The organism is Microbacterium sp. Cr-K20 (assembly GCF_000708325.1).
Lineage (GTDB): Bacteria > Actinomycetota > Actinomycetes > Actinomycetales > Microbacteriaceae > Microbacterium.
The window spans coordinates 27,409-48,728 of the sequence record NZ_JARE01000048.1; the positions used below are offsets into that span (position 1 = coordinate 27,409).

Genomic DNA, 21,320 nt, shown 5'->3' on the forward strand with positions numbered 1-21,320 from the left:
GGCCACTCCTCTCGTACGAGATGTACGTTACGTGACTCGCGTTACGTAGATTACGTATAATCGTATCGTGGACGGTGTGGAACGCAAGACCCTGCGCGAGCTCTCTCGTGTCGTCTTCGGGCAGGACTACCGGCTTGAGCTCATGCTGGCGATATCTTCCGGTGAGGACCAGATCGTCACTCTCGGCGACCTAGCCAAGCAGTTGGGGCTGCCGCCGAGCAGCATCCAAGTGCCCTTTCGAGCTCTCATCACGGCGAACCTGCTATCGCCGTTGCCATCAGATGATTCGCGTCGGAAGTTCTACCAAGCCAACAGAAGCGCGGCATGGGAATGGGCTCGCGAACTTGAAACTCAGGCGTTGGCACGCGTTTCACTTCACCGTACGTAAGCGATTCTCTGCCTGCCGGATTCGACAGGTCCAGCACTCGATTGGTCAGACCGCGAGCTCGGATACCCACGAATGGAGATCCCACGCGGTGTAATAATCTGCCTGATCCTCACTGCTCAACCGCGTCATCACGCCGATCTTGGACTCCGCAGTCGGACATCAGCAGCTGTTCTCGCATAGACGAGGTCGCCCAACCTGGGTCGCCACGTAGCCTCGTTGCCGAGGAGCCTCCGTGCGGCCGCAACGGTCGAGGTCATGATGTCTACGGGGCCGTTGTCAATCTCTTCGCCGAGCTCAACTGCCGCACGGCGATGCCGGACTCCACGAGCCATCAGCTCGCGACCTGGCGTGGTACTAACTCCGAAGCGCAGGAAGTCCGGAAAGGCGACGACTGCGGGTGCCAGCGAGCCGCCCGTCTCCTCGAGCATCCGGCGAAGAATCGAGACCGCCTGCTCGATTAGCGTGAGCAGGTCGAACAGCACGACCTGCGCGTGCACGCGCAGGAGGACGTCTATGTCCAGCTCAGTCGCGGCTGCGATTTGAGTGAAGGAGCGGCCGGCGATCCAAGCAAGCACGATCCTGACGAGTGTGCCCTCGAGGTCCGGTTGCGTGGTTCCACGGAACGCTGTCTCCGCTTGCCGGGCGAAGCCGGGCTGGTCGAGCGACCATGAAACGAGCGCCTTGACGAGGTGCTCGTCGAGCGGCGAATCGATCTCGGTCCAGTTCTGAACCCGCGGGAATAGGTCGTCAACCACAGAGTCCACGAGTCGAGGCTTCGCTGCACTCTCTCGCACCCAGTCCAACCGGCCGGATGTGCGCATGGCAACGAGCTTCTCGGCACGTTGCTTAAACACTTCGACCAGGAGCGCCTTTTCAGTTTCGTTGCCTCTGGCAGCAGCAAATGTCTGTACGGCGAACTGCTGAGCGATCTGGATGAACTCGTCCGCACCAAGTTCGTCACGGATGAGCTCGATTAGCGAAGCGTCGACTCCGTCTGTCAACGATGAGAGCGCAGGAGATCGATCGAGGAGTTCATTGGAGAGCGCGATCTGTCTCTGGTTGAGCGCTGCTCGTAGCTGTTGAATGAGGTCGAGCAGAGCGCCAGCCAGAGGCTCACCAGCCTGTCCTTCGGCAACGGACTTCACTGACTCCCAGTCACCCGAGTTTGCGCAGATGACGAGTCCTCTGGTAGATGCTCCGGCGCGTCCCGCACGGCCAACCAAGTTCTTGATGTCGCGGGCGAGCATCGGCGTGGACGCGCCACCATCTGTGCTCCTGCGAACCGAGTACAGAACCATTGTGCGGATCGGCAGATTTACCCCTTCGGCCAACGTGCTCGTGCACATCACAAGCGGGACGTCACGCGCAGCAACCAACTCCTCGAGGACTTCACGCGTCTCTTGCGGCACATCGCCGTGATGGAGTACCGCGCCCACCTCGAGGGACCGGGACCCGACCCACGTGGGGCCGTACTCCGATGAGAGATAGGCAATCGCTTGGATACGCTTCTCGGAGTCACCCGCGTGGCTGAGAGGGGCGGGTAAGGGAAGCCCTGCGTCGAGTTGCTTGAGCAGTTCGTGCGCCAGCCCCATCACTCCGCGATTGCCGCCCTTCTCAGTGGCGAAGATCGCAACCGAGCCGAAGGTGAGCGCTTTGCGAGCGGCGGCGACGGCTTGGGTTTTGGTCGAATCGAACTTAAACGTGTTGAGGCGTCCTGTTGATCTGTTCAGGAACTGGAAGTCGGAGAGGCTGAGGAAGGAGGGGAGAACGTGCGCTGGTACGGACGTTGAGGGTTCGTAGAGCTCCATGCTGACGTCCCGATGCTGACCAGCCCCAGTTTGTCGTAGAGTGGCGTACTCGGCGATTGATGGTCGATACTCACTCCGCACGACCGTCGAATCATTCCCGCCAAGCCACGAGTTGATCTCTTCGACATTCGGCACGATGGCTGACAGGAAGATAACTCGCGGGGCCGGTGCTTGCGCGTTGAACCGGGAGAGCAAGAGTTCCAGACCGATTCCGCGGGATTCGCTGCCGAGGAGGTGGCCCTCATCGCATACAACGAGTGAGATCGTTGGCAGCAGCTCGGAGTGTGCGCCGAGAAGGCCAGTCATTGCCTCAGGTGTTGCAATGAACACCCGAACCGAGTCAAGGTCTTCGGCGTCTTCGACCCCGGGGACAGTTCCGCCGTAGATGGTACGCGTGTGCAGCCCCATACCCGATAAGTGCCTACCGACGGTGCCGCGGAGTTCCTTTGCGAGCGCCCTGTATGGGACCAGGAGCACCGCTCGACCATCTGGTGACTCGGCGAGTTGATTGAAGATCAAGGCTTCGGTGAGAGCAGTCTTACCTGCGCCGGTCGGCATTTGAAGCGAGTACGACTCATCACTGCTGAGCAGGCCAGCATCGATTGCTTCTATTTGCGAGGGGAAGAACTCCCACACTGGCAGACTCCGATCGAGGAACGACTCGACGAGTCGATCCCAGCGAGCAGCGCCACCGTCGGGGAGCACTGCTCGGAGATTCGCCGAGCGGAATCGTTCAAGCAGTGCAACGTGAAGGCGATGAGCCACCCATTCGTCGGGGCCTATCTCGAGCGCACGAGCCGTATCCTGGCGGGCTTCATCTACAGCGGCCTGCAGAACGTCAGATTGGCCTGTGCGAACAGCGGCAATCAGCGCCGCTATAGATTCGCTCGACGGGCGGACGGATCGGGTCAGCAAGTCGTATGCCGCTTGCTGAGCATCGAGGTGAAAGTGCGCGGGGTCGGCGTCGCGGGCTGTTATCGCAGCGGATGCGGGATAACCGCCGCTATAGAACGCGACCGCGGCGAAGAAGAGTGCGTCTGAGCGAGTTTCATTCCGGAGATCGCGGCTAACTGAAACAAGCCCTCGGCCTAGCGTCATCCATGCGCGGGGCTCCGCATGCCCGCTGCGCAGGACGTCGAACAGCTCGCCCACTAGCGAGTAGTACAGGTCGATGCTGCGATGACCGAGGTAGTCGAGTTGTTCGAGGTGTGCTGTAAGTGCGAAGTCCGCGATGGTATGACGCGTTTCCGCGTCAGCGATCCACCGTTCAAGAGAAGCCCTCATCCGGTGCTCACGCTTACCAGCGCTCTTTGGAAAATGTCCTCGTAGTAAGTCTTCAGATCGGGCACAGTGAGGATCACGACGGCGCGCTCCGTGCGCGACGGCAGCGCTACATCCCGCAACTCAGACTCAAGATCGAGACTGGCGCATAAGACAACTACAGCACGGAACTCTAGACTCGCCTGCGGATGGTCGATCGCCTCAATGAATCGATCGAGCATCTCAATCGTCACAGTGGTGAGGCCGGTGTCGAGCGCACGCTCCTTCAGCCACTCAAGTGTCTTGATCAGCCGTCCATCGCTGTCCTTTCTGGAATCTCTGATCGCGTCCGCCACCGGAGTTGACCCTCCGTGCGTGGACTTGGTCTTGACCTCCGAACAGATCAGTCGATCCTCAGCCGATGAGAGCGGCCAATACGGCAGCACCATCTGGACAACGTCGGACTTCGGAGCAGGCATCGTTCGATCCTGCTTGAGCCGCCACTTCTTGGGATCGAACAACTCGTTCGGATGTTCTCGAGCTGCCTGAAAGATGGAAGTAAGGATCTCACCAAAGTCGCCCGCCATGGTCGAGCCCCGGTCAGGCAGCCGTGCGGCGAGGATCTCGGCACGCGGCCGGCCGGCCGCGTGCGCCCGCGCATCAAGCACTGCGTCTGAAACATAGCAGCGGCGCACTGCGACACTGAGTTGGTCGGCGATAACTGAAGCGCTCTCCGCTGGGATCTCAAGGACCGCAACCTCTTGGTTGTCGATCGCGCGAATTAGGTTACTAAGCGCTCCATAGTCGAGGTCGAGCTCACGCACGAGGGTTCGCCGTCCATGCACGTGAACTGTGCAGCACGTCATTACACATTCTCGAAGCCGGAACTCGGATCGAACTTCAGCACGCGAGTGTTCTCGGAGATCGTGCGGACCTCGCTCTCGTCGAAGCCGGCGGCCTTGGTCGCCTGGATGTCGATCGTGATCTCGATCTTGGCCCCAGCCCCGACCAGACGGTCGATGATTTCTCGAGTCACGTTGCCGAAGTCTCTCGAGTACCGCGTGGAATCCACCTGAACCGAACCGAAGTAGCGGGCTGGCCCCCGAGCTGGGGCTGGAGCCTCAGGCGCGGGATCGTCATCCACCACATCTACCGAGACATCCGGCGTATCGAAGTCGACCGGCCCGATTGGTGTGGAGCCTTCAGCGTCACGCGCGGCGGCAGCACGTTCGGCGCTTGCTTGTTCTTCAGCCTTGCTCCAATCGACGAGGATCGTGCTGTCAGTGACCTGAAGCGCTGAGCGGTGGTCAGGAGGAACGATGAGACCGCGGTAGCGACCCGTTTCAGGATCCTTGCCTGACGCGATCGCAAAACGCTCACGATCAACCAACACAGCGCTGAGCGCGCGCTCGATGGCAGAATCGAGGACTTCTCTGCGGGTGAGGCGCGGGAGATAGACGTACCGCGTGAAGTAGCCCCAGAGTTCGCCGACGCTCATCTCTTGTGCGCTGGACCACAGCGTTCCGAGCTCTTCATGCAACGTGGCGCCGAGGATCGGTGCGCCGAGCTCAGTTACGAGCTGGTCGTCTCGCCCGAGCTTCGCTGCAACGCGCTCAGGGAGAGAACGGCCAGCTGAGTCGGGCACCTTCTCACTCACAAGCTCGAACGGCTTCGTCGGATCGAATTGCTCCGGGTACAACGCCCAAGCGAATGTCTCGCGGACTCGGTCCGATACGGTTTGGTTGAGTCGCGTCACCCACTCGTCAGTCTGCTTGCGCTGCTGCATCGAGAGGTTGAGCGAGTCGCTCGTCGCTTGTACACGCTTCCATCCGAGGTAGCTGCGGGTCGCGGCCTCCAGACTCTCCAACTCGTTCTTGTCGGCCATCAGGAAGACGAGTGTGTTGCGATGCACGCGCTGACTTGCGCCCTTCGACTCGATCGCATCGCGCACCCACTGGTGCGCCGTTGATTCCGCACCGTCCTGCTTGCGACGCGAATGTCGCGGGTGGACGATCACGAGTCGAGTGTTCTCGAGGTCAGGCACATCTGCGCTCGACTCCGGAGCAACGTGGACGCGATCGAATACGCCACGCGAGCGTTCCTCACCACGCACCCGCTGCACGATCTCGTTCCAAACAGTCTCGACGTCCTCGCGGAGTCGCTCCGCATAGTCGCTGGCGGTCTTCGTGACCGACGGCTGAGTGTCGAACCAGTAGTGGCCCTGCTCTTCGTAGAAGTACGTCGATCGCTGGGCGAGCTGGTCGACGGCGCTGCCGAAGTTGCCGAGGGTGTCACCCGGCGTGCCAGTGCCGAGCCAGACGTATTGCTTGTCGAGGCCTTTGCGGCTGGCCTTGCTGCGCGGCGCTGCTCCCATGAATATCGTGCGGGCGATGCGCTGGGTCACGTGTCTTGCTTGAAGGGCCGGACGGCTCTTGTCGATCTCGGCGGCGGTGGATCCCGGGCCGTCGATGTCGGAGTCGATGATCGGCTTCCACTGGTCTTCGAGGTATTGCGTCAGATCGGTGTTCACCGTGCTCGCATCGAGCGGTACATACCCGGGCATGATCAGGGGTGCCGCATCGTCCGAGACCCACAGTTCGTGGACAATCGAGGAGACGAGCTTCAGGACTCCGCGAGTGCGCTGGAATCGCTCGAGTGTCGACCAATCCTCATAGAGTCGGTCGAGCAACTCGGGGTGCAGCGGGTATGAGGCGCGGATTCGAGTCTCGTATTCCTCACCGGGCGTTGTCGCGTCGCGCGGGAACAGCTCCTTGTTCGTCCGGTACATCGTGACGAAGCTGCGCGCCGTCGCGGAGATGGCGGTGAGGCCTTCAGCGTTGGGCGCCTGGAACAGCCGGCGGCGGACGATCTCGAAGGATTCGTCTTTGCTCGACGGTCGCCATTGATCTGCGACACGGCGGATGACGTTCTGGAGGCGTTCCAGAGCGAGTTGGCCGTTTGCGCCGCCGATCTCGATATCGGTGCCGCTGCCGTCGGCGCCTGTGTCGGATGCCGGGATCGAGACGACCAGCATCACGCCAGGCACCGACTTCACCACCTCCGTGAGCGACTGGGCGAAGGTGAACTGAGTTTCGAAGGACCCGGCGGTGAGTTCCTTGTCTGTGACGAGTTGCCGAGCATAGGCGACCCATTCGTCGATCAGGATCAGCGCAGGGCCGTACGTCTGGAACAGCGTGAGGAGTGCGTCGCCGGGGTTGGTGCCGGCGGCGTCATCCGCTGCGATGAGGTCGTAAGCCTCGCGTCCGCCGATCTGCCAGGCGAGCTCACCCCAGAGCGTGCGGACCTCGGTACCGTCCGCTTTGATGATCGGCGATCCGGCCTTCAGGTATGTGCCGACGAGTGCGACACGCGTGACTTTCAGGTCTTCGAGTCGTTCGATCCCTGCGGCGGCGACCAGCTCCTGCAGCTCATTCGGCAGGCGCGCCGCGTCTGTGCCGCTGAAGAGGTGGTACAGCGCGAGCATCGAGTGGGTCTTGCCACCACCGAAGTTCGTCTGAAGGTTCACCACCGGGCTGGCGTTGCCATCCCCGTTCATGCGCCGGAGCGCGCGGGAAAGCAGATCCCGCAGACCTTCGGTGAGGTAAGTGCGTGTGAAGAACTCGATCGGGTCGTTGTACTCAGTGCCCAGCGCCTGACCGGTGTGCACAAGGTGCAGGTCGGCCGCGAACTCCGAAGCAGTGAACTCGCCGCGCGCGACGTCGTCATGGGGTCGGATGACCTCGCGCCACGGACGGAGCCCGGAATCCGGGGTCGTCGAAACCACGCTGCGCTTGACCTGCTTGCGGGTCTGATCCTCGAACACCGTGCGCTGAAGGTCGATGCGCAGGCTCCGTACGTCCTTTGCGGAGTCCACAGCGCCGACGGCCTGAAGCAGACGCTCCATCGTGTCGAGCGCGCGGGCGGTGTCATCGGAACTGAGCTTGCCCGCCTGGCCGTGCATGACCGCGTTGCGGACCTCGCGAAGTTCCGATGCGTAGCCCTGCTGCGCCCGTGACAGTACGTCTTTGAAGTAGTAGCTCTTCTCCGTCAGAGCTCGAAGCAGGACCTGGACGTCGTCCTTGTCCAGCTGCTGGGGGGCTCGGCCGTTCTTCGCGGCATCGTCCGCGGCCCACTTCGTGGTCCAAGCCGACGTGCCGAACCCCTTCATCATGACGTCGTCAACGACATCTTCAAGGCCTTCGGCGAGCAGCCCGAAGGCCTTGAACAGTCGCTCCTGGTTGTTGATCGCCATCGCTCAACCCTCCATGTCGTCGAAGTCGAATGTCTGCTGAGAGCCCAAGAGTGGTGCCGCAGCAGCGAACTTGCGAGCCTGCTCATTAAGGTCACCCCAAGCGCCCACCAAGCCGTTAAAGAGACCCGCGTCCTTCGAGTCCCGCTTCTTCTCAGCCTCGTGGAATAGCAGGAAGCCAAGTTCCTTGACTGCATCGAGGTCGACGCGGGTTTGCACAATCGGCATCAACTCCGCGACTTTGTCGGCACCGTGCTTCGCCATCACCGCGGCTAGGCGCACGGTCGCCTCCCACACGCTGACACGGTCGTCGGCGGCCGCATCCCAGGCGCCATTTAGCGCTGATGGCGCAAGAAGCCGCGCCTTACCACCCTTGGCCTCAAAGATGCCACCACGCTCCAGGTCACCGATGGAGGTGTCGGAAGAGCGGGCAAGTTGATCGGCGACGCCGGAGTTCTCTTGCGCCCACCCGTACTGTCGGTACCATTTCACTGCAAATCGCGTATCGGGATCGAAGTCGGATTCTTGCTCCCCGATCACTTCGTCGAGCGTCGCGTTCACCAGGAGGAGAGCATCCTTCACATTCATGTCAGACCCATCCGCCTCGCGCACACGCGAGTATCTGGAGAAGACGGAGATGCCGGGGCCGATGGCGGCCTGTGCCAAGTCCACGGGGGCGATCGTTCCTTGCATGAGCGTTCGCAGAGCTCCTGGTAGCTCTGATTTCAATGCCGCGACGAACGCTCTGCGAGTGGTGGTCGCCGCATCCTCTGGCCTCGGCCGGCAAGCTAGAACAATGGAAGACGCAAGCGCGTTCGAACCGCTTGCGATGAGCCGGTTCCCGGTCTCAGTTCGCATCGGCCAGGTCGCGGTAATCTCCCATCCACCTTCGATCAGACCGTCGAGCAGCGTGTGCCACCCAGTGGAAGAGGTACCGTCTGCGCTCGAATCCTGTTGCTTGTACGCATAGTAGACCGTAAGTGGCACCGTCTGGTTGGCTCCGGCTCGCACTTGCGCAAAGACTGAGTTGAAGCCGTCGATGAAGAATCTCTCGGCTCCAGCTTTGCCGTCGTGGCGATACGGGTTCGCTACGAGCTCTTCCGACTTGGGCGTAAGCATGGTGCCCACAGTCCTCGACTGAATCTTGGACAGCGATCGGCGGAGCCATACGTAGAAGAAGTCAGACAGGTCGGAGTATCCGATGTTGTCGTAGTACGGCGGGTCCGTTGACACTACGAGAGAGGAGTAGTCGCGCGAAGCGGCGTCCGCCTGGCTGACGTGTGCCATGCCCTTCGCGGGCAGTCGAACTAGCGCTCTGAGCAGGCTTCCGAGACTGACCATGAAACCGCCTGCTGCAGTACCGAACGGCATTGTCTCGGCGAAGTCCCAGACCATCGGGATGGCCTGACGTCCGAAGAGGTTCCGAACCTGCGTCTTGGACACTTCCCAGCGGCAGAGCGAGTTCGAGATGTCAGTGAGCCGGCTGACGCCAAACGCAAGGTAGGTCGCGACCGCATCTGCGTACGCCTCGGCACCTCTCCCGCCTTCTTGTAGCGTGGCTCCACGGTCGAGACCGGCGTCAAGGGCATCTTGTAGCGCCCGCCCACGCGCTACACCCACCAGGTCACTAAGAGTAGTGAGGGTCACGAGCTGGCGATTCGTGAAGAGATCGGCCCATTCGGTCATTCCGTACCGATACACATTGATACGTCCGGGCCAATCGAAAACGTCGCCGAGAGGCGCGTCGGTCGGGCGCGCCACATCCGCTGCATCACGCTGCTCAGACGACGGCGAAAGAAACAGCCTGCCGCGATCTCCGTCTGCTACTACGGCCATGAGGTGTGTGCCCATGCGCCCGGCGCGTGCTTCCGCCCGGATGTAGTTCAAGTCGATCGGCGTCCCATCGGCGATCGAAATTGCTCCTTGGCGGTTTACAGTGCCATCCTGATCAGGAGTCGGTCCATGAGGATCGTGCCTGACCTCGTAGCGAATCTCTCCGTTCACTGCGTTTGCGCTGATCCAAGCTTCGTTACCCTTTTTCCTGCTCAGCCACCAAGAGCGCACGAGCGGCACGTCGATCGGGTTCGCCGGATTCGGGCTCTTGACCGTGCGCGCCCAAATCCATGCGATGACATTGTGCTTCGTGCCGTCGGCACCGATCGCTTTCGGGTAGATGTGACCGATGCAACGCTCGGCTTCATCCCGCATCCACTCACCGTAAGCTCGGATATCTTCGGCGAGTCCTTCCACGCGGCTCCAGCCGTTACGGGTTTCCGCGCGGCCCGGAAACACCGGCGCTTGGCCAGCAAACTTTGGTGGGATCTCGATGAGTGCTTTATTGATTAGCACGGCGAGGGGATTGAGGTCGCTCGCGTGGGCTTCAAGTCCAAGCCGCTGCGCTTCCAGGGGGATCGCGCCACCGCCGGCAAACGGATCGAGCACGGCCGGGAGATTGCCGTTGTTGCTCTTGCGGATCTCTTCCCGGGCCTGGCTTAGGAGCGTTTCATCATTGCTGTTCTCCCAGACGACCAGGCGCTCGAGGAGTCTGTGAAGTCGAGCACGCTCGACATCCTGCTCCTCGACGGTCGGAAACTCCTCTGGGCGCGAAGCCGGGTCGTCGACGAGTTGTGCGAAGAGCACAGCGCGCGCGGCCGCGAGCGGGCGTCGTGCCCAGTACAGATGGAGGGTCGAAGGATGTCCGTACCGGATCGACTTTTCGCGCGAGGCCTCCGCGTTGATCGCTTCGAGCGGGAGCGAGGTCTCGATTAGCTTCTTCTTGAACTTCGTCATTTGATGTCTTTCGGCAGGGCTGTGCGAATCGTGGCGGTCTCGGTCATCGCGGCTCCTCGCCACGATCCCAGTAGTCGCGCCACTCCTCGTTGAGGGAGCGTGTGGTGTCTGAAGGCTCCATGTGGCCGAACGCATCAGTCACATAGCGGATCTGGTCATGTGCAGGTCCAGCGGGCGAGATGCTGACGAGTGAGAGCCTGTGCCGCTCGCCCTGGGTCTGCGCGAAGGTGACCTCGTTCGTGGTGATTGTGAACGTGTCAGAGCCTTCGATGCGCCCCTTGACCTCGATATAGAACATGCGGCCAGTGGCATCCGTTGACTGGATGTCGTAACCGGGGTTGTTGCGAGCCATCTCGAGTGGTCTGCGACCTAGCGCTCGCTCAGCTGAGAGCGTTGCCTCGACTGCACGGCGCTCCACCTCCTCGGTGTTCCGGGCAAACAATGCTGGATGCTCCTCCTCCGAGGCGAGCATGCTGCTGGGCACCACGAGAGCCATGCCGAGGACCACGGACGGGAGGGCGACGACATTGGTGGCTTCGTCGAGCTCGCGCATCCGATGCTCGAGTCGGTCATCGAGCTGGCGCGAGCGGACGAGCGCAGTCTCAGCCCGAAGACGCCCGACCGTCCCGCCACGTTCAAGCGCGTCTAGACGGTTGTGCTCTCGATCCCAGTGGTTGATCTCGGCGAGGAGCCGCTCTTGCACCTGGGCGCGAGTTCGAGCGGTCTCAATCTCCAACCGTGCCCTCACCTCGTCGATCCGAGGCTGGAGGCCGTGTCGGAACGCCTGGGCACGGATGAGTTTCTCGTGGTTCGCCTTTGCCCAGTCGCTCGCCACGATCTCGTGGAGCTGCGAAGCTTCCTCGGGCTGGGGCCGGTCGTAGTCGAGGTACGGCGGAGCCGGCGAGACGGTGACTGTGCCGTCGCTCGAGTACTGCGGATAGTCAAAGTGGTGCGAGATTGTATCGGGCTCGGACGCTGTGTTCTGGATCCGCTGCTCGACCGCGTACATCAGGGCTGGCTCAGTTGCTTGCTTGTCTCTTCGGTCGACGAGGACGGTGCCGCGCTTAAGGACGCTACCGAGGTCGTCGATCGTCGTTTCGATCACCGCGTGAAGTAGCGGGTGGCCCGGGGCGATAAGAGCCGCCTCCGCCTTGCCGTCGACGCGCTTCTTGTCGAGTTCGAAGGTGATCCGCTCGTATTGCTCTGTGACCGGCGCCCACCTGTTCAACCGCCGCGCGAAGTCGACGACGCGGCTGGGGACGCGGGTGATCTCGTAGCGACCCTTTTCTCGGCGGCGGATCCTGCCGCCGAGTCGTTCGAGGGCTGGGATGAAGAACGCGGCAATGTAGCCGGGCTGGAGTTTGCGTTCGCGCGCTTTCTCCATGCGGGCTCGGACTTCTTCGAGGTTCAGGGCACTGAACATTTCGGGGTGAAGGGCGCGCTCTTCGAGCATGTCGTCGAGCCCGTGCGAGACGCTGGCGTCAATGATGTGGTCGAGTTTCGCCTTGGTTTCGGGGCGGTCGCCGTATCGGATCGCCTCGATCAACAGGTCTCTCAGGGAGCGCTCCTGGAAGGCGTCAGCGTCGCCGAGGACGTTGAACAGGCTTCCGTTGTAGGCGATCGACATTTGGTCGATCTTCGAGAGCAGCCGAGTGAAGACATCGCCTTCGCGGGTGTCTTTCGCGACCATGTTCCAGAGGTGGCAGACCTCCCGCTGACCGATGCGGTGGATACGCCCGAAGCGCTGCTCGATACGGTTCGGGTTCCAGGGCAGGTCGTAGTTCACCATCAGGTGCGCACGCTGAAGATTGAGCCCCTCGCCCGCCGCATCAGTGGCGAGCATGACGACGGTGTCCGGATCATGGGTGAACTGCTCGCGTGCTACCTTGCGATCCTCGCGTCTGGTCCCGCCATGGATCGTGATCACTGCATCGGCACGCCCGAGAAGCGAGGAAATCTTCGCCTGGAGGTAGTCGAGTGTGTCTCGATGCTCCGTGAAGATGATGATCTTCCGCGGTTCGCCCGAGCTTGCGTGCGTGAGCAGCTGTTCATCGAGGATCGCGCGCAGCTCGACCCACTTCTTGTCGTCGTCTTGGAGACGCACGCGACGCGCTGTGCGAATGAGGTCTTCAAGTATCGCGATCTCGGCGCGCAGCTCCGGGATTGTCTGGGCTGCCGTCGCGAGGTCGACGACCGCCTCAACTTGCTCCTCGAACCGGGCGCGTTCGTCTTCGGTGGTCTCGTCGTCGAGCTCTTCGAAGTCGTCGATAGACAGGTTCGGGAGCGCTGTCTCGGTGAAGTCCAGCTCTGTGCGACCAGTAGTCCACTGATCGATGTGCGAGGAGATGCTGGAGCCGTTTCGGGCTGTGTCGGTTGCTCGCTGCATATCCCGAAGCTTCGTCTCGAGTCGCTGCTGGCGGCGTTCGAGAGAGCGCAGGATTGCCTCGGGGCTGGATGCAAGTCGGCGTTGGAGCACGGTGAGAGCGAACCCGACGTTGTTGCCGCGTTTCTTGTCGCCTTCGGCTGCGATGCGCTCGGCGCGTCCCATTTCGGTACGGACGTAGTTCGTGACCTGCTCATAGAGGTCTCGTTCGGCGGGGCTGAGCTCGTACTCGACCGTGTAGGCACGGCGCTCGGGGAACAGCGGCTTACCCTCGAAGGTGAGGAGATCCTCCTTCACCATGCGCCGCATCAGTCCGTTGGTATCGGTGCGGTGCACGCCTTGGCGGAACTGGCCCTCGAACCTGTCTCGGTCGAGAAGCGACATGAACAGCTGGAAGTCCTCTTCCTTGCCGGCATGCGGGGTCGCCGTCATGAGCAGGAAGTTGTGTGCGGTCTCAGACAACAGGCGGCCGAGACGAAATCGCTTGGTCTCGTCGACTTCTCCGGCCCACGACGAGTAGTGGGCCGACATCCGGTGGGCCTCGTCGACGATCGCGACATCCCATCTCACGTCCGACAACTGCTCCATGAGATCTTCGCTGCGCGAGGCCTGATCCATTCGCACGATCAGATAGGGGTGCTGGTCGAAGACGTTGCGGCCTTCCGCATCATCGACCATCTGGCGATTGAAGACCTCGAAATGCAAGTCGAACTTCTGTGAAAGCTCTTCGCGCCACTGCTCAACGAGGCCCCCGGGGGCGACGATGATTGCACGGTCGCAGTCGGATCGCAGGATCAGCTCTTTAAGGTAGAGGCCGGCCATGATTGTCTTGCCTGCGCCTGGGTCATCGGCCAGGAGAAACCGAAGGGGTATTCGTGGCAGTAGTTCTTCGTAGACGGCACGAATCTGGTGCGGCAGCGGGTCGACGTCTGAGCTGTTGACCGCCGCCATCGGGTCGTAGAGCGCTGCATACTTGATCCGCAGCGCTTCGGCGGCCAGACGGAATTCGTCGGGGTCTCCATCGAAGGGGGGAGCTTCGTCGTGGTCGCGCGCAAGTTCGAGCCGAGCGATATCGACGTCGGTCATAGTCCGTGCGCCACTGCGACCAGAGTCTTCCCGGTAGAAGATCTCGAAGAGGGCATCATCGATGGCGTCTACTGCGATCAGTGTGACTGCGCCACCGGGGACGAGCCCGCGGATGCGCTGGCCTGCATTCAACGCCGCTGGCGTCATTGTGGCTTCATCCACTTCGCTCCTCCTCCGAATCTGGGCAAGTCGATCAGGATATGTCTGGCCACCGACATCGCGCTCAGCATGGCCGGCTACTGGGTCGGCCCACAACCTCCGCTGTGCAAATCTTCGGCCTCGCGTCGCCGCATGGGTCTTCTCGTCGACCTACCAGAGCCATACGCGACGGCATCGCTGTTAAGCCACGATGTAGGCACGCTTTTCTCCCCGCGGTGGTACCGGATCTCCCCGGATATCTCCGAGACTATCGGGTCTAGTCGCCCGCGCCGCCTTGCGACTCAAGCGATCGCTTCCGTCGCGGAAGAGCTGGCCCTCCGGCGTCATTGGACTACTTGACAGGTCGCTTCGAGGCTTGATCGAGAGTCCGTCGCCCGGAAGAATGGTCGACGATGTCAGAGCTCTTCGATCTATCCTCCCTGTCTACTGAAACACCCGTTGCAGGCCCGACAAATCGGCCAATGACGCCTGAGCAGCGAGAAGAGATCCGCACGATGTTCGCTGCACTCGGCATCGGGACCGCACGAGAGCAGTTCGACCTTGTTGATGTGCTCATCGGCGTGCGGCTTCAGTCCGTGACCGAGCTAACTTCGAAGCACGCGTTCACTCTCATACCCCGATTGCGGAGCCGGATCGAGTCTCGATCGAAGAAGTCCACCGGGAACTCATGGGACGATCGCGACGAAGATACCTGGATCGACAACCTGTAGAGCGCGAACTCAGGTAGCCAGCGGCACCCAACTGGCTGTTATCCCTCGCTCCCCCCAAACCGCTCCCCCGAGCTCACCTGCTGCGCCACCCGCCGCAACGCCAACAACAACGGCTCCACCAACACCGACCCCAACACCACGTACCGCACCGCGGCTTCCGCGGACTCCTCCGGCACCCCCGCGATCTCTGCATCCGCAATCCGCCGCATGCTCGCGAGGTACTCCTTCATCGCCGCATCCGGAACGGTGAACCCGACGCGCTCCAACCCCTGCAGCGCCCGCGCGACCGCGTACAGCACCGCCTCGTCGCACATCCCAGGCTTCCACCCGAGCCCCGCGACAAGAGCCTCTGCCTCTGTCAGATCCAAAGACTCATCCACCGGCGGAGTGATCGCCGCATGCGCCATCCCGAGCAGGTTGTGCGCGTTCTCCGGAGGCTCATCGAGCGCGGCCAGCACCCGCCGCGTCTCGGCGATGCTCACCCCCGCGTCGAGCAGCGCCCGGATCACCCGCAGCCGCTCCACGTGCTTCTCGCCGTACGCGGCTTGAGTCGGCGCGCTGCGCTCACCCTCGGGCAGCAGCCCCTCGCGCAGGTAGTACTTGATCGTCGGCACGGTCACGCCGGTCTGGGCTGACAGTTCGGAAATTCTCATGGCCACCTCTTGACTTCGATAGTAGTGCTATCCATTATGGATAGTGAAGCTATCCAATTCAGGGAGACATCATGGCGAAAGTCATCACGGGCCGCATGACCCACCGCCACGAGGGCGAGCTCGTCGTGTTCCACATCGGGATGCAGATCAACCACTGGTGGCGCCCCGACCTATGGATGCCGGCCTTCTTCGCCATGCCGGGGATGCTGCGCGAACTCAGCACCGACCACGACTCGGGCATGCTCGGCTACCACCTGCTCTTCGGCTCGGGCGGACCCTACGTCGTGCAGTACTGGTCCTCCGTCGACAAGCTCTACGCCTACGCATCCAGCCCGAACCAGGAACACCGCCCCGCCTGGACCGCCTTCAACCGCGCAGCCCGCAAGGCTCCGGGAGCGGTCGGCGTCTGGCACGAGACCTTCCGCGTCGACACCGCCGAGAGCGTGTACGTCTCGACGAAGCCGATGGGGCTACCGAAGGCGACGGAGCTCGTCGAGGTGCCGCGCCGTCAGGACAGGGCGCAGGCGCGGTTCGCGGAGGGGCGGACGGTCGCCGAACGAGAGCACGCCGAGCCCTAGAAAACCGCCACTTGCCGTGGCGCAGCCGGGTCCAGCGGAGCCGATACAGTGAGCCTCAAACGAACAATTGCTGAGCAACCAGGGCGGTCGCTCGCCATCCGGAGGGGACCGACCAATGCGTCGACACAGACTGAAGCTTGCCGTGATCACGTGCACCATCGCCATGCTGGCCCTGAGCGGGTGCTCCGCGCCAGAAGCTTCGGCGCCCGCACCCCAGTCCACGACCGAGGTCAAGTCGGACCCGGTGGCGGAAGAGACCGCGACCGAGTCCTTCGTCGACAACGTGCTCACTCTTCCCGAGTACACGATCAAGATCACCGAAGTGAAGAAGATCGGCGTCGGCGAACCGGGGAACGAGTACGGCGAGAAGCCCGTGATCGCCTTCTGGTACGAGGTCACGAACACCTCCGACGACCTCATCGATCCCACGACGAGCTGGATCGGCACCTTCACCGCCTTCCAGGACAACGACCCCGACACCGTCAACGAACTCAACGTGGGCATGCTCCCGGACCAGCAGTTCCTCGACACTCAGCTGCAGGACATCAAGCAGGGCGGAACGGTCGCGAACGCCGTGGCGTATGAGCTCGACGATGAAACCACGCCGGTCGAGCTGTCTGCATCGAACGACCTCGGCATGAGCGAGATCGGCCGCGCAACCTTCACGCTGAACTGACTAGCTGCGCCTCGATCGAAGTCGCTCCCCGCCGATGCGTGGGGGGCGGCTTCGTGCGCGGCAGGGCAAAGCGGTGGACGAGAGACGAGCGACACCACCCCGACCCAGTACCCTCGCACCATGCCCACCGATCGCCCTCGCGTCTGGATCTTCGACGTCGACGGCACCCTCGCCCTCATCGGCGATCGCTCGCCGTATGACATGCGCAACGTGGCGATCGACACCCCGCACCACCCGGTCGTCATGGTCGCGCAGGCTCTCGTCGCACACCCGGATGTCGATGCCCTCATCATCGTCTCGGGTCGCGATCAGACCGCCCGCCGCGCGACCGAAGCCTGGCTGACCTTCAACGAGATCCCATTCGACCGGCTGCTCCTCCGACGCACCGGCGACCAGCGCGCCGACAACATCGTCAAGGCCGAGATCTATGACTCGCACATCGAGCCGTACTTCACGGTCATCGGCGTGGTCGACGACCGCCGCAGCGTGGTCGAGATGTGGCGCTCGCGCGGATTGATCTGTTTCCAGGTGGCCGAAGGGGACTTCTAGTCCGATTCGGGAGCACGCCTCCGCGAAGCCACGGACCGACTGGTCAGGTTCAAGCCGATGCCGAAGGCGACTAGCCCGATCACGAGGTACGCGGGAAGCGCATCTTCGGCTGGGCTATCAAGGCTGTCTGTCCAACAGAACCACGCCGAGAAGCCCAGCCATACCGCAACGGGGATGAGTGCGAGAACAGTGCCGACCGTTCGACCCGCTCGTCCAACCAACGCTCCCCAGAAGAGAAGAGCTACTCCTACCGCGACGTAGAGCATGGCTTCGGGCTCAGCAGTTCCGCACCCGACCAACCAACCGAGGCCGACCGCGCGATGGATCGAGATGCATGCGCTGGTCCCTAGATTGCCCGCTCGGTGTCATGCAGGATATGAAAGCATACATATGAGGACATACCGATATACATCGACCGCGGCGGATCCAGGCAACTCACCGTCGCTTCGCTCAGCGCCCTGGACACCGATAGCGTCTTATCTGGCGGGCGGGGTCGATCAACGAAGGAGCAACAATGACGATCTTCGAACCTTCCGCCGCTGGGGAATGCGTGGCAAAGGTGATGATCTCGTGACGACTCAACGTGTCCGCGGCACTGCGCTCGAGCGCGCGATCGTCGTGGCAATGATCCTCGTCGGCGGATCGCTCCCTGTCGCCGCCAATCTGCCCCTGTTCCAGGACGTCGTGTGGGTCTTCTGGCTCGCAAGCCTCGCACTCATCGTCGGCGCGTTGATTCTGGTGGTGAGCATTAACTGGCGCGGACGACGCTCCAGCGAATCCTGATCCCGGATCCAGAACTGATTCGCGATCGCTGCTGCTGCCGCTGCCGTCATGCTCGCCCGTTGGAGGATGTAGGCATGAGCTCTGTGTGGATCGTGTTCGATGATGAGGATGACGCTGGCATCTACGGCGTCTTCGACAACGCTGAGGATGCGGCGGCGTTCGCCGAAGAGATCAAGCACATGTCCTCGAATGGCATGAAGTATGCGGAGTACTCGGTACCGTGGCGCCTGACGGACGGGGCGACCCGCGTAGAGATGTGACGACAGAGCGCTGGGCCGGAATTCACCGTTCGCCTACTTCGCAATCCCCCGCAGCAACCGCACCACCGTCTCCTCCACCCGCTCCACGCTCAACGGCTGCCCGATCAACGCGAAGTACGACGCCATCGCGATGAACTGGTCCGCGATCGCGGCAGCATCCACATCCACCCGCACGTCCCCGTCGGCACGCCCGCGCGACACCCGCTCGGCGACCCACTCGCGGATCGGCGCCGCCAGCCGCTCGTTCAACACCAAGCCCAACTGGGGATCGGCCGCCGTCACCTCGATCAACGCCCGCGCCAGCGCCACGCCTTCGGGCCGAGCCAACCCGGCGGACATGGCCGAGAACCACGCGCGCAGATCCGCCCCGAGGTCGGCCGTCATCGGCACCGACACGTCTGCACCTGGCAGCGTCCCCTCGAGCAGCGCCTCACCGAGGATCGCCGCCTTCGACGGCCACCACCGGTAGATCGTCTGCTTCGACACCTCCGCCGACTCAGCGAGACCCTCGATCGTCACGGCCTCATACCCGTCGGCGGCGAGCGCGCGCCGCATCGCCTCCAGCACGGATTGGCGGGCTTTTTCACTACGAGGACGGGGCACCTTTCGAGCGTACTCAGGCGTACACTGGAATATAAGTAGACGCACCGTTGCGAAACTCGAACAAGGAGAAAGAGCATGGCCCTCACCGCACACTCCACCATCGGCGACTGGATGAACGACCCGACCGGCGGGCCCCTCATCCGCGCACTCTTCGAGCAGACCGGCGCCGACCCCGAACTCCTCACCCCCGTGCTGGGCCTGCCCCTGCAGCAGCTCGTCGCGATGAGCCAGGGCCAGCTCCCCCAGTCGGTCGTCGACGACCTGGTGCGCGCAGCCAACGGCGGCGAGATCCCCGAAGACGACGCCTCCGAGGGCTGGAACGAGAAGGTCACCTCCGGCCGCTTCGCCGGCAAGACCGTGATCGTCACGGGCGCCGCCTCGGGCATCGGCAAGGCCACCGCCTCGCGCATCGCCCGCGAAGGCGGACGCGTGATCGCCAGCGACATCGCTGCCGAGAAGCTCGACGCCCTCAAGGCCGAGCTGCCGGATGCCGACATCGTCACGGTCGCCGGCGACCTCACGAAGCAGGACGCGATCGACGCCGTCATCGCCGCCGCGGGTGACCGCATCGACGGCCTCGCGAATGTCGCCGGCATCAACGACGACTTCTCCCCCGCGGGCGAGACCCCGGATGCCGTCTGGGACCGCGTCATCGCGATCAACCTCACCGCTCCGTTCAAGCTCATGCGCGCGGTCATCCCCGTCATGGAGGCCGCCGGTCGCGGCGCCATCCTCAACGTCTCGAGCGAAGCCGGCCTGCGCGGCAACGCCTCGGGCAACGCCTACACGGCCAGCAAGCACGGCATCATCGGCGTCACCAAGTCGGCAGCCTTCATGTACGGGCCGAAGGGCATCCGCGTGAACTCCGTCGCCCCGGGCGGCGTCGCCACCGGCATCCCCATGCCCCCGAACATGTCCGAGTACGGCTCCGGCCGCCTCGCCCCGTTCCAGCAGGCGATCCCCACGGTCGCGACGGCCGAGCATCTCGCGGCATCCATCACGTTCCTGCTGTCGGACGACGCCGTGAACATCAACGGCGCCATCCTCGCCTCCGACGGCGGATGGTCCGTGCAGTAAGCCGCACCCGCGAAACCAACGCCCCCGCCGACCCGAACGGCGGGGGCGTTTCGTGTTCCGAGGCAGACCCTTTCGGCACGCCACGACGACTGCCGTGCCCGCCCCACGGCGGAGCGATGTCTACGAGTAGGTCAGGCCGAAGAAGGTGGACCCGAGCATGAGGGTCAGGACGGCGACGATCGCGCTGACGGCTCTCACCCACGCCGTTCCGCGGCGCACGGCGACCACACCGGAGAGGACCGCAGCGATCATCGTCGCGAAACTCAGGTAGCGGATGGTGAGATCCGGCAGTACCGCCGCTGTCGCGATGCCCGCAAGAAGTGCGAGAACGGCGGCGACCGCAGGGACCACGAGGCGACTCACCACGTGCGGTCGGGTGCGGATGACCCCACTCCTCTGCTCCGAGACACTCATGCTCTCTCCCCCATCAGCCTGACAATCGACGCGGCCAGGATCCCATGTCGTCGGCGTGGTGGCAACAGTTTCGGGAAGGCCCCCACACAGCAGGGCGTTTCGCGTGTCCCAGACCCGGGGCTCAGCGTCTGGTCGTGAGGACCGCCGCTGTCAACGCAGCTGCGGTCAGCCCCAGGGCCCCCACCGCGAGCAGAACCAGCCCGGCGGGCCACACCGCGAGCATGATGACGTCGTACATCTCATCGCCCGCCGGCGTCCACTGCTCGATCGCACCGGTGTTCGTGAGCGCGATACCGACGATCAGCGCCACCAGCGGGAGCCCCCAGGCGAGCATCCACGACAGGCGCCGCACTGTCGTCCGCTGGGTGTCCTCCTGTGATGTGCGAGGAGCCTGAGCACTCTCGACCGAACGCTCTTCCGCCGAACCCTGTTTCGCATCCATGCCTGCACCCTACCGACACGGATGCAAGGGGGCTGAGGCCCGCACTCGTCGCCCCTACACTCGACCGCATGCTGAAGCTCGCATCGATCGTGATCCGCGTGAACGATCTCCCCGCACAGGCCCGCTTCTGGAAAGCCGCCCTCGACTACGTCGAACGCGACCCGGCGGAAGACGACTGGGTCGTGCTGAAACCCCGCGACGCCGACACCCCATGCATCTCCCTCGACGCGCACCACTCCGAACGCGTGCTGCCGCCGCGCATCCACCTCGACATCTACGCCGAGGACCAGACCGCCGAAGTGCGCCGACTCACCGAGCTGGGTGCCCGCGAGGTGCACTGGGACAACCGCCCGGCCGACGCCGACTACGTGATCATGGAAGACCCCGAAGGCAACCGGTTCTGCATCGTCGACCGCCCCGACTGGTCGGGGTGGGAACGCGAGAGCGACTGA

The 21,320-nt window shown here is 63.1% G+C and carries 18 protein-coding genes; 9 read left to right on the forward strand and 9 right to left on the reverse strand.

Annotation, left to right across the window (positions count from 1 at the left end):
• The first annotated feature begins 67 nt into the window (after positions 1-67).
• Entirely contained in the window at positions 68-388 is a 321-nt protein-coding gene (locus GZ67_RS19775) for a hypothetical protein (protein ID WP_197021085.1), read from the forward strand.
• A gap of 128 nt (positions 389-516) precedes the next feature.
• Here the strand turns inward: GZ67_RS19775 and GZ67_RS0110630 are convergent, their stop codons facing one another.
• From GZ67_RS0110630 to GZ67_RS0110650, 5 genes are read right to left on the reverse strand one after another with little or no spacing between them, the layout of a single operon-like run.
• Positions 517-3,480 carry a DEAD/DEAH box helicase gene (locus GZ67_RS0110630; RefSeq protein ID WP_029263987.1) on the reverse strand — a complete coding sequence of 988 codons (2,964 nt, stop codon included), beginning with the start codon at positions 3,478-3,480 and terminating at the stop codon, positions 517-519.
• Complete coding sequence (locus GZ67_RS0110635; RefSeq protein ID WP_051662479.1) at positions 3,477-4,280, reverse strand: Hachiman antiphage defense system protein HamA; 804 nt, start codon at positions 4,278-4,280, stop codon at positions 3,477-3,479. Before GZ67_RS0110635 ends, GZ67_RS0110630 begins: the two co-directional genes overlap by 4 nt.
• A 41-nt stretch (positions 4,281-4,321) precedes the next feature.
• Positions 4,322-7,708, reverse strand: a complete 3,387-nt coding sequence (locus GZ67_RS0110640; RefSeq protein WP_029263985.1) for a DUF499 domain-containing protein — start codon at positions 7,706-7,708, stop codon at positions 4,322-4,324.
• A gap of 3 nt (positions 7,709-7,711) precedes the next feature.
• On the reverse strand, positions 7,712-10,495 hold the full coding sequence (locus GZ67_RS0110645; RefSeq protein ID WP_029273891.1) for a DUF1156 domain-containing protein: 2,784 nt from the start codon (positions 10,493-10,495) through the stop codon (positions 7,712-7,714).
• A gap of 43 nt (positions 10,496-10,538) precedes the next feature.
• Positions 10,539-14,126, reverse strand: coding sequence for a helicase-related protein (locus GZ67_RS0110650; RefSeq protein WP_231481775.1), 3,588 nt, complete (start codon positions 14,124-14,126; stop codon positions 10,539-10,541).
• A 389-nt stretch (positions 14,127-14,515) separates the two neighbouring features.
• Here GZ67_RS0110650 and GZ67_RS0110655 point away from each other — a divergent pair, with 389 nt between their 5' ends.
• Positions 14,516-14,833 carry a hypothetical protein gene (locus GZ67_RS0110655; RefSeq protein ID WP_136025680.1) on the forward strand — a complete coding sequence of 106 codons (318 nt, stop codon included), beginning with the start codon at positions 14,516-14,518 and terminating at the stop codon, positions 14,831-14,833.
• A gap of 38 nt (positions 14,834-14,871) precedes the next feature.
• Here the strand turns inward: GZ67_RS0110655 and GZ67_RS0110660 are convergent, their stop codons facing one another.
• The gene (locus tag GZ67_RS0110660; protein WP_029263981.1) at positions 14,872-15,486 is read right to left on the reverse strand and encodes a MerR family transcriptional regulator; all 615 of its coding nucleotides are present in this window, start codon (positions 15,484-15,486) and stop codon (positions 14,872-14,874) included.
• A 71-nt stretch (positions 15,487-15,557) separates the two neighbouring features.
• On the opposite strand from GZ67_RS0110660, the gene GZ67_RS0110665 reads away from it, so the two are divergent.
• The 5 genes from GZ67_RS0110665 (at position 15,558) to GZ67_RS0110685 (ending at position 18,332) form a co-directional block, all read left to right on the forward strand.
• Positions 15,558-16,064 (forward strand): DUF4188 domain-containing protein, encoded by a 507-nt coding sequence (locus GZ67_RS0110665; RefSeq protein WP_029263980.1) that lies wholly within the window; start codon positions 15,558-15,560, stop codon positions 16,062-16,064.
• Positions 16,065-16,206: 142 nt separating this feature from the next.
• Positions 16,207-16,740, forward strand: a complete 534-nt coding sequence (locus GZ67_RS0110670; protein WP_197021084.1) for a DUF5067 domain-containing protein — start codon at positions 16,207-16,209, stop codon at positions 16,738-16,740.
• A gap of 120 nt (positions 16,741-16,860) precedes the next feature.
• Positions 16,861-17,289 carry a phosphatase domain-containing protein gene (locus GZ67_RS0110675; RefSeq protein ID WP_029263978.1) on the forward strand — a complete coding sequence of 143 codons (429 nt, stop codon included), beginning with the start codon at positions 16,861-16,863 and terminating at the stop codon, positions 17,287-17,289.
• A 570-nt stretch (positions 17,290-17,859) separates the two neighbouring features.
• Positions 17,860-18,072, forward strand: coding sequence for a hypothetical protein (locus GZ67_RS0110680; RefSeq protein WP_136025682.1), 213 nt, complete (start codon positions 17,860-17,862; stop codon positions 18,070-18,072).
• 74 nt (positions 18,073-18,146) lie between these two features.
• Positions 18,147-18,332, forward strand: coding sequence for a hypothetical protein (locus GZ67_RS0110685; protein WP_029263976.1), 186 nt, complete (start codon positions 18,147-18,149; stop codon positions 18,330-18,332).
• Positions 18,333-18,365: 33 nt separating this feature from the next.
• Here GZ67_RS0110685 and GZ67_RS0110690 read toward each other — a convergent pair whose 3' ends face one another.
• On the reverse strand, positions 18,366-18,935 hold the full coding sequence (locus GZ67_RS0110690) for a TetR/AcrR family transcriptional regulator (RefSeq protein ID WP_029263975.1): 570 nt from the start codon (positions 18,933-18,935) through the stop codon (positions 18,366-18,368).
• A 75-nt stretch (positions 18,936-19,010) separates the two neighbouring features.
• Here GZ67_RS0110690 and GZ67_RS0110695 point away from each other — a divergent pair, with 75 nt between their 5' ends.
• Positions 19,011-20,012, forward strand: coding sequence for an SDR family NAD(P)-dependent oxidoreductase (locus GZ67_RS0110695; protein WP_029263974.1), 1,002 nt, complete (start codon positions 19,011-19,013; stop codon positions 20,010-20,012).
• Between the two features lie 120 nt (positions 20,013-20,132).
• On the opposite strand, the gene GZ67_RS0110700 is transcribed toward GZ67_RS0110695, so the two are convergent.
• The gene (locus tag GZ67_RS0110700; protein ID WP_136025684.1) at positions 20,133-20,426 is read right to left on the reverse strand and encodes a hypothetical protein; all 294 of its coding nucleotides are present in this window, start codon (positions 20,424-20,426) and stop codon (positions 20,133-20,135) included.
• 121 nt (positions 20,427-20,547) lie between these two features.
• Positions 20,548-20,868 (reverse strand): hypothetical protein, encoded by a 321-nt coding sequence (locus GZ67_RS0110705; RefSeq protein ID WP_136025686.1) that lies wholly within the window; start codon positions 20,866-20,868, stop codon positions 20,548-20,550.
• 68 nt (positions 20,869-20,936) lie between these two features.
• Between GZ67_RS0110705 and GZ67_RS0110710 the strand changes: the two genes are divergently transcribed.
• On the forward strand, positions 20,937-21,320 hold the full coding sequence (locus GZ67_RS0110710; RefSeq protein WP_029263971.1) for a VOC family protein: 384 nt from the start codon (positions 20,937-20,939) through the stop codon (positions 21,318-21,320).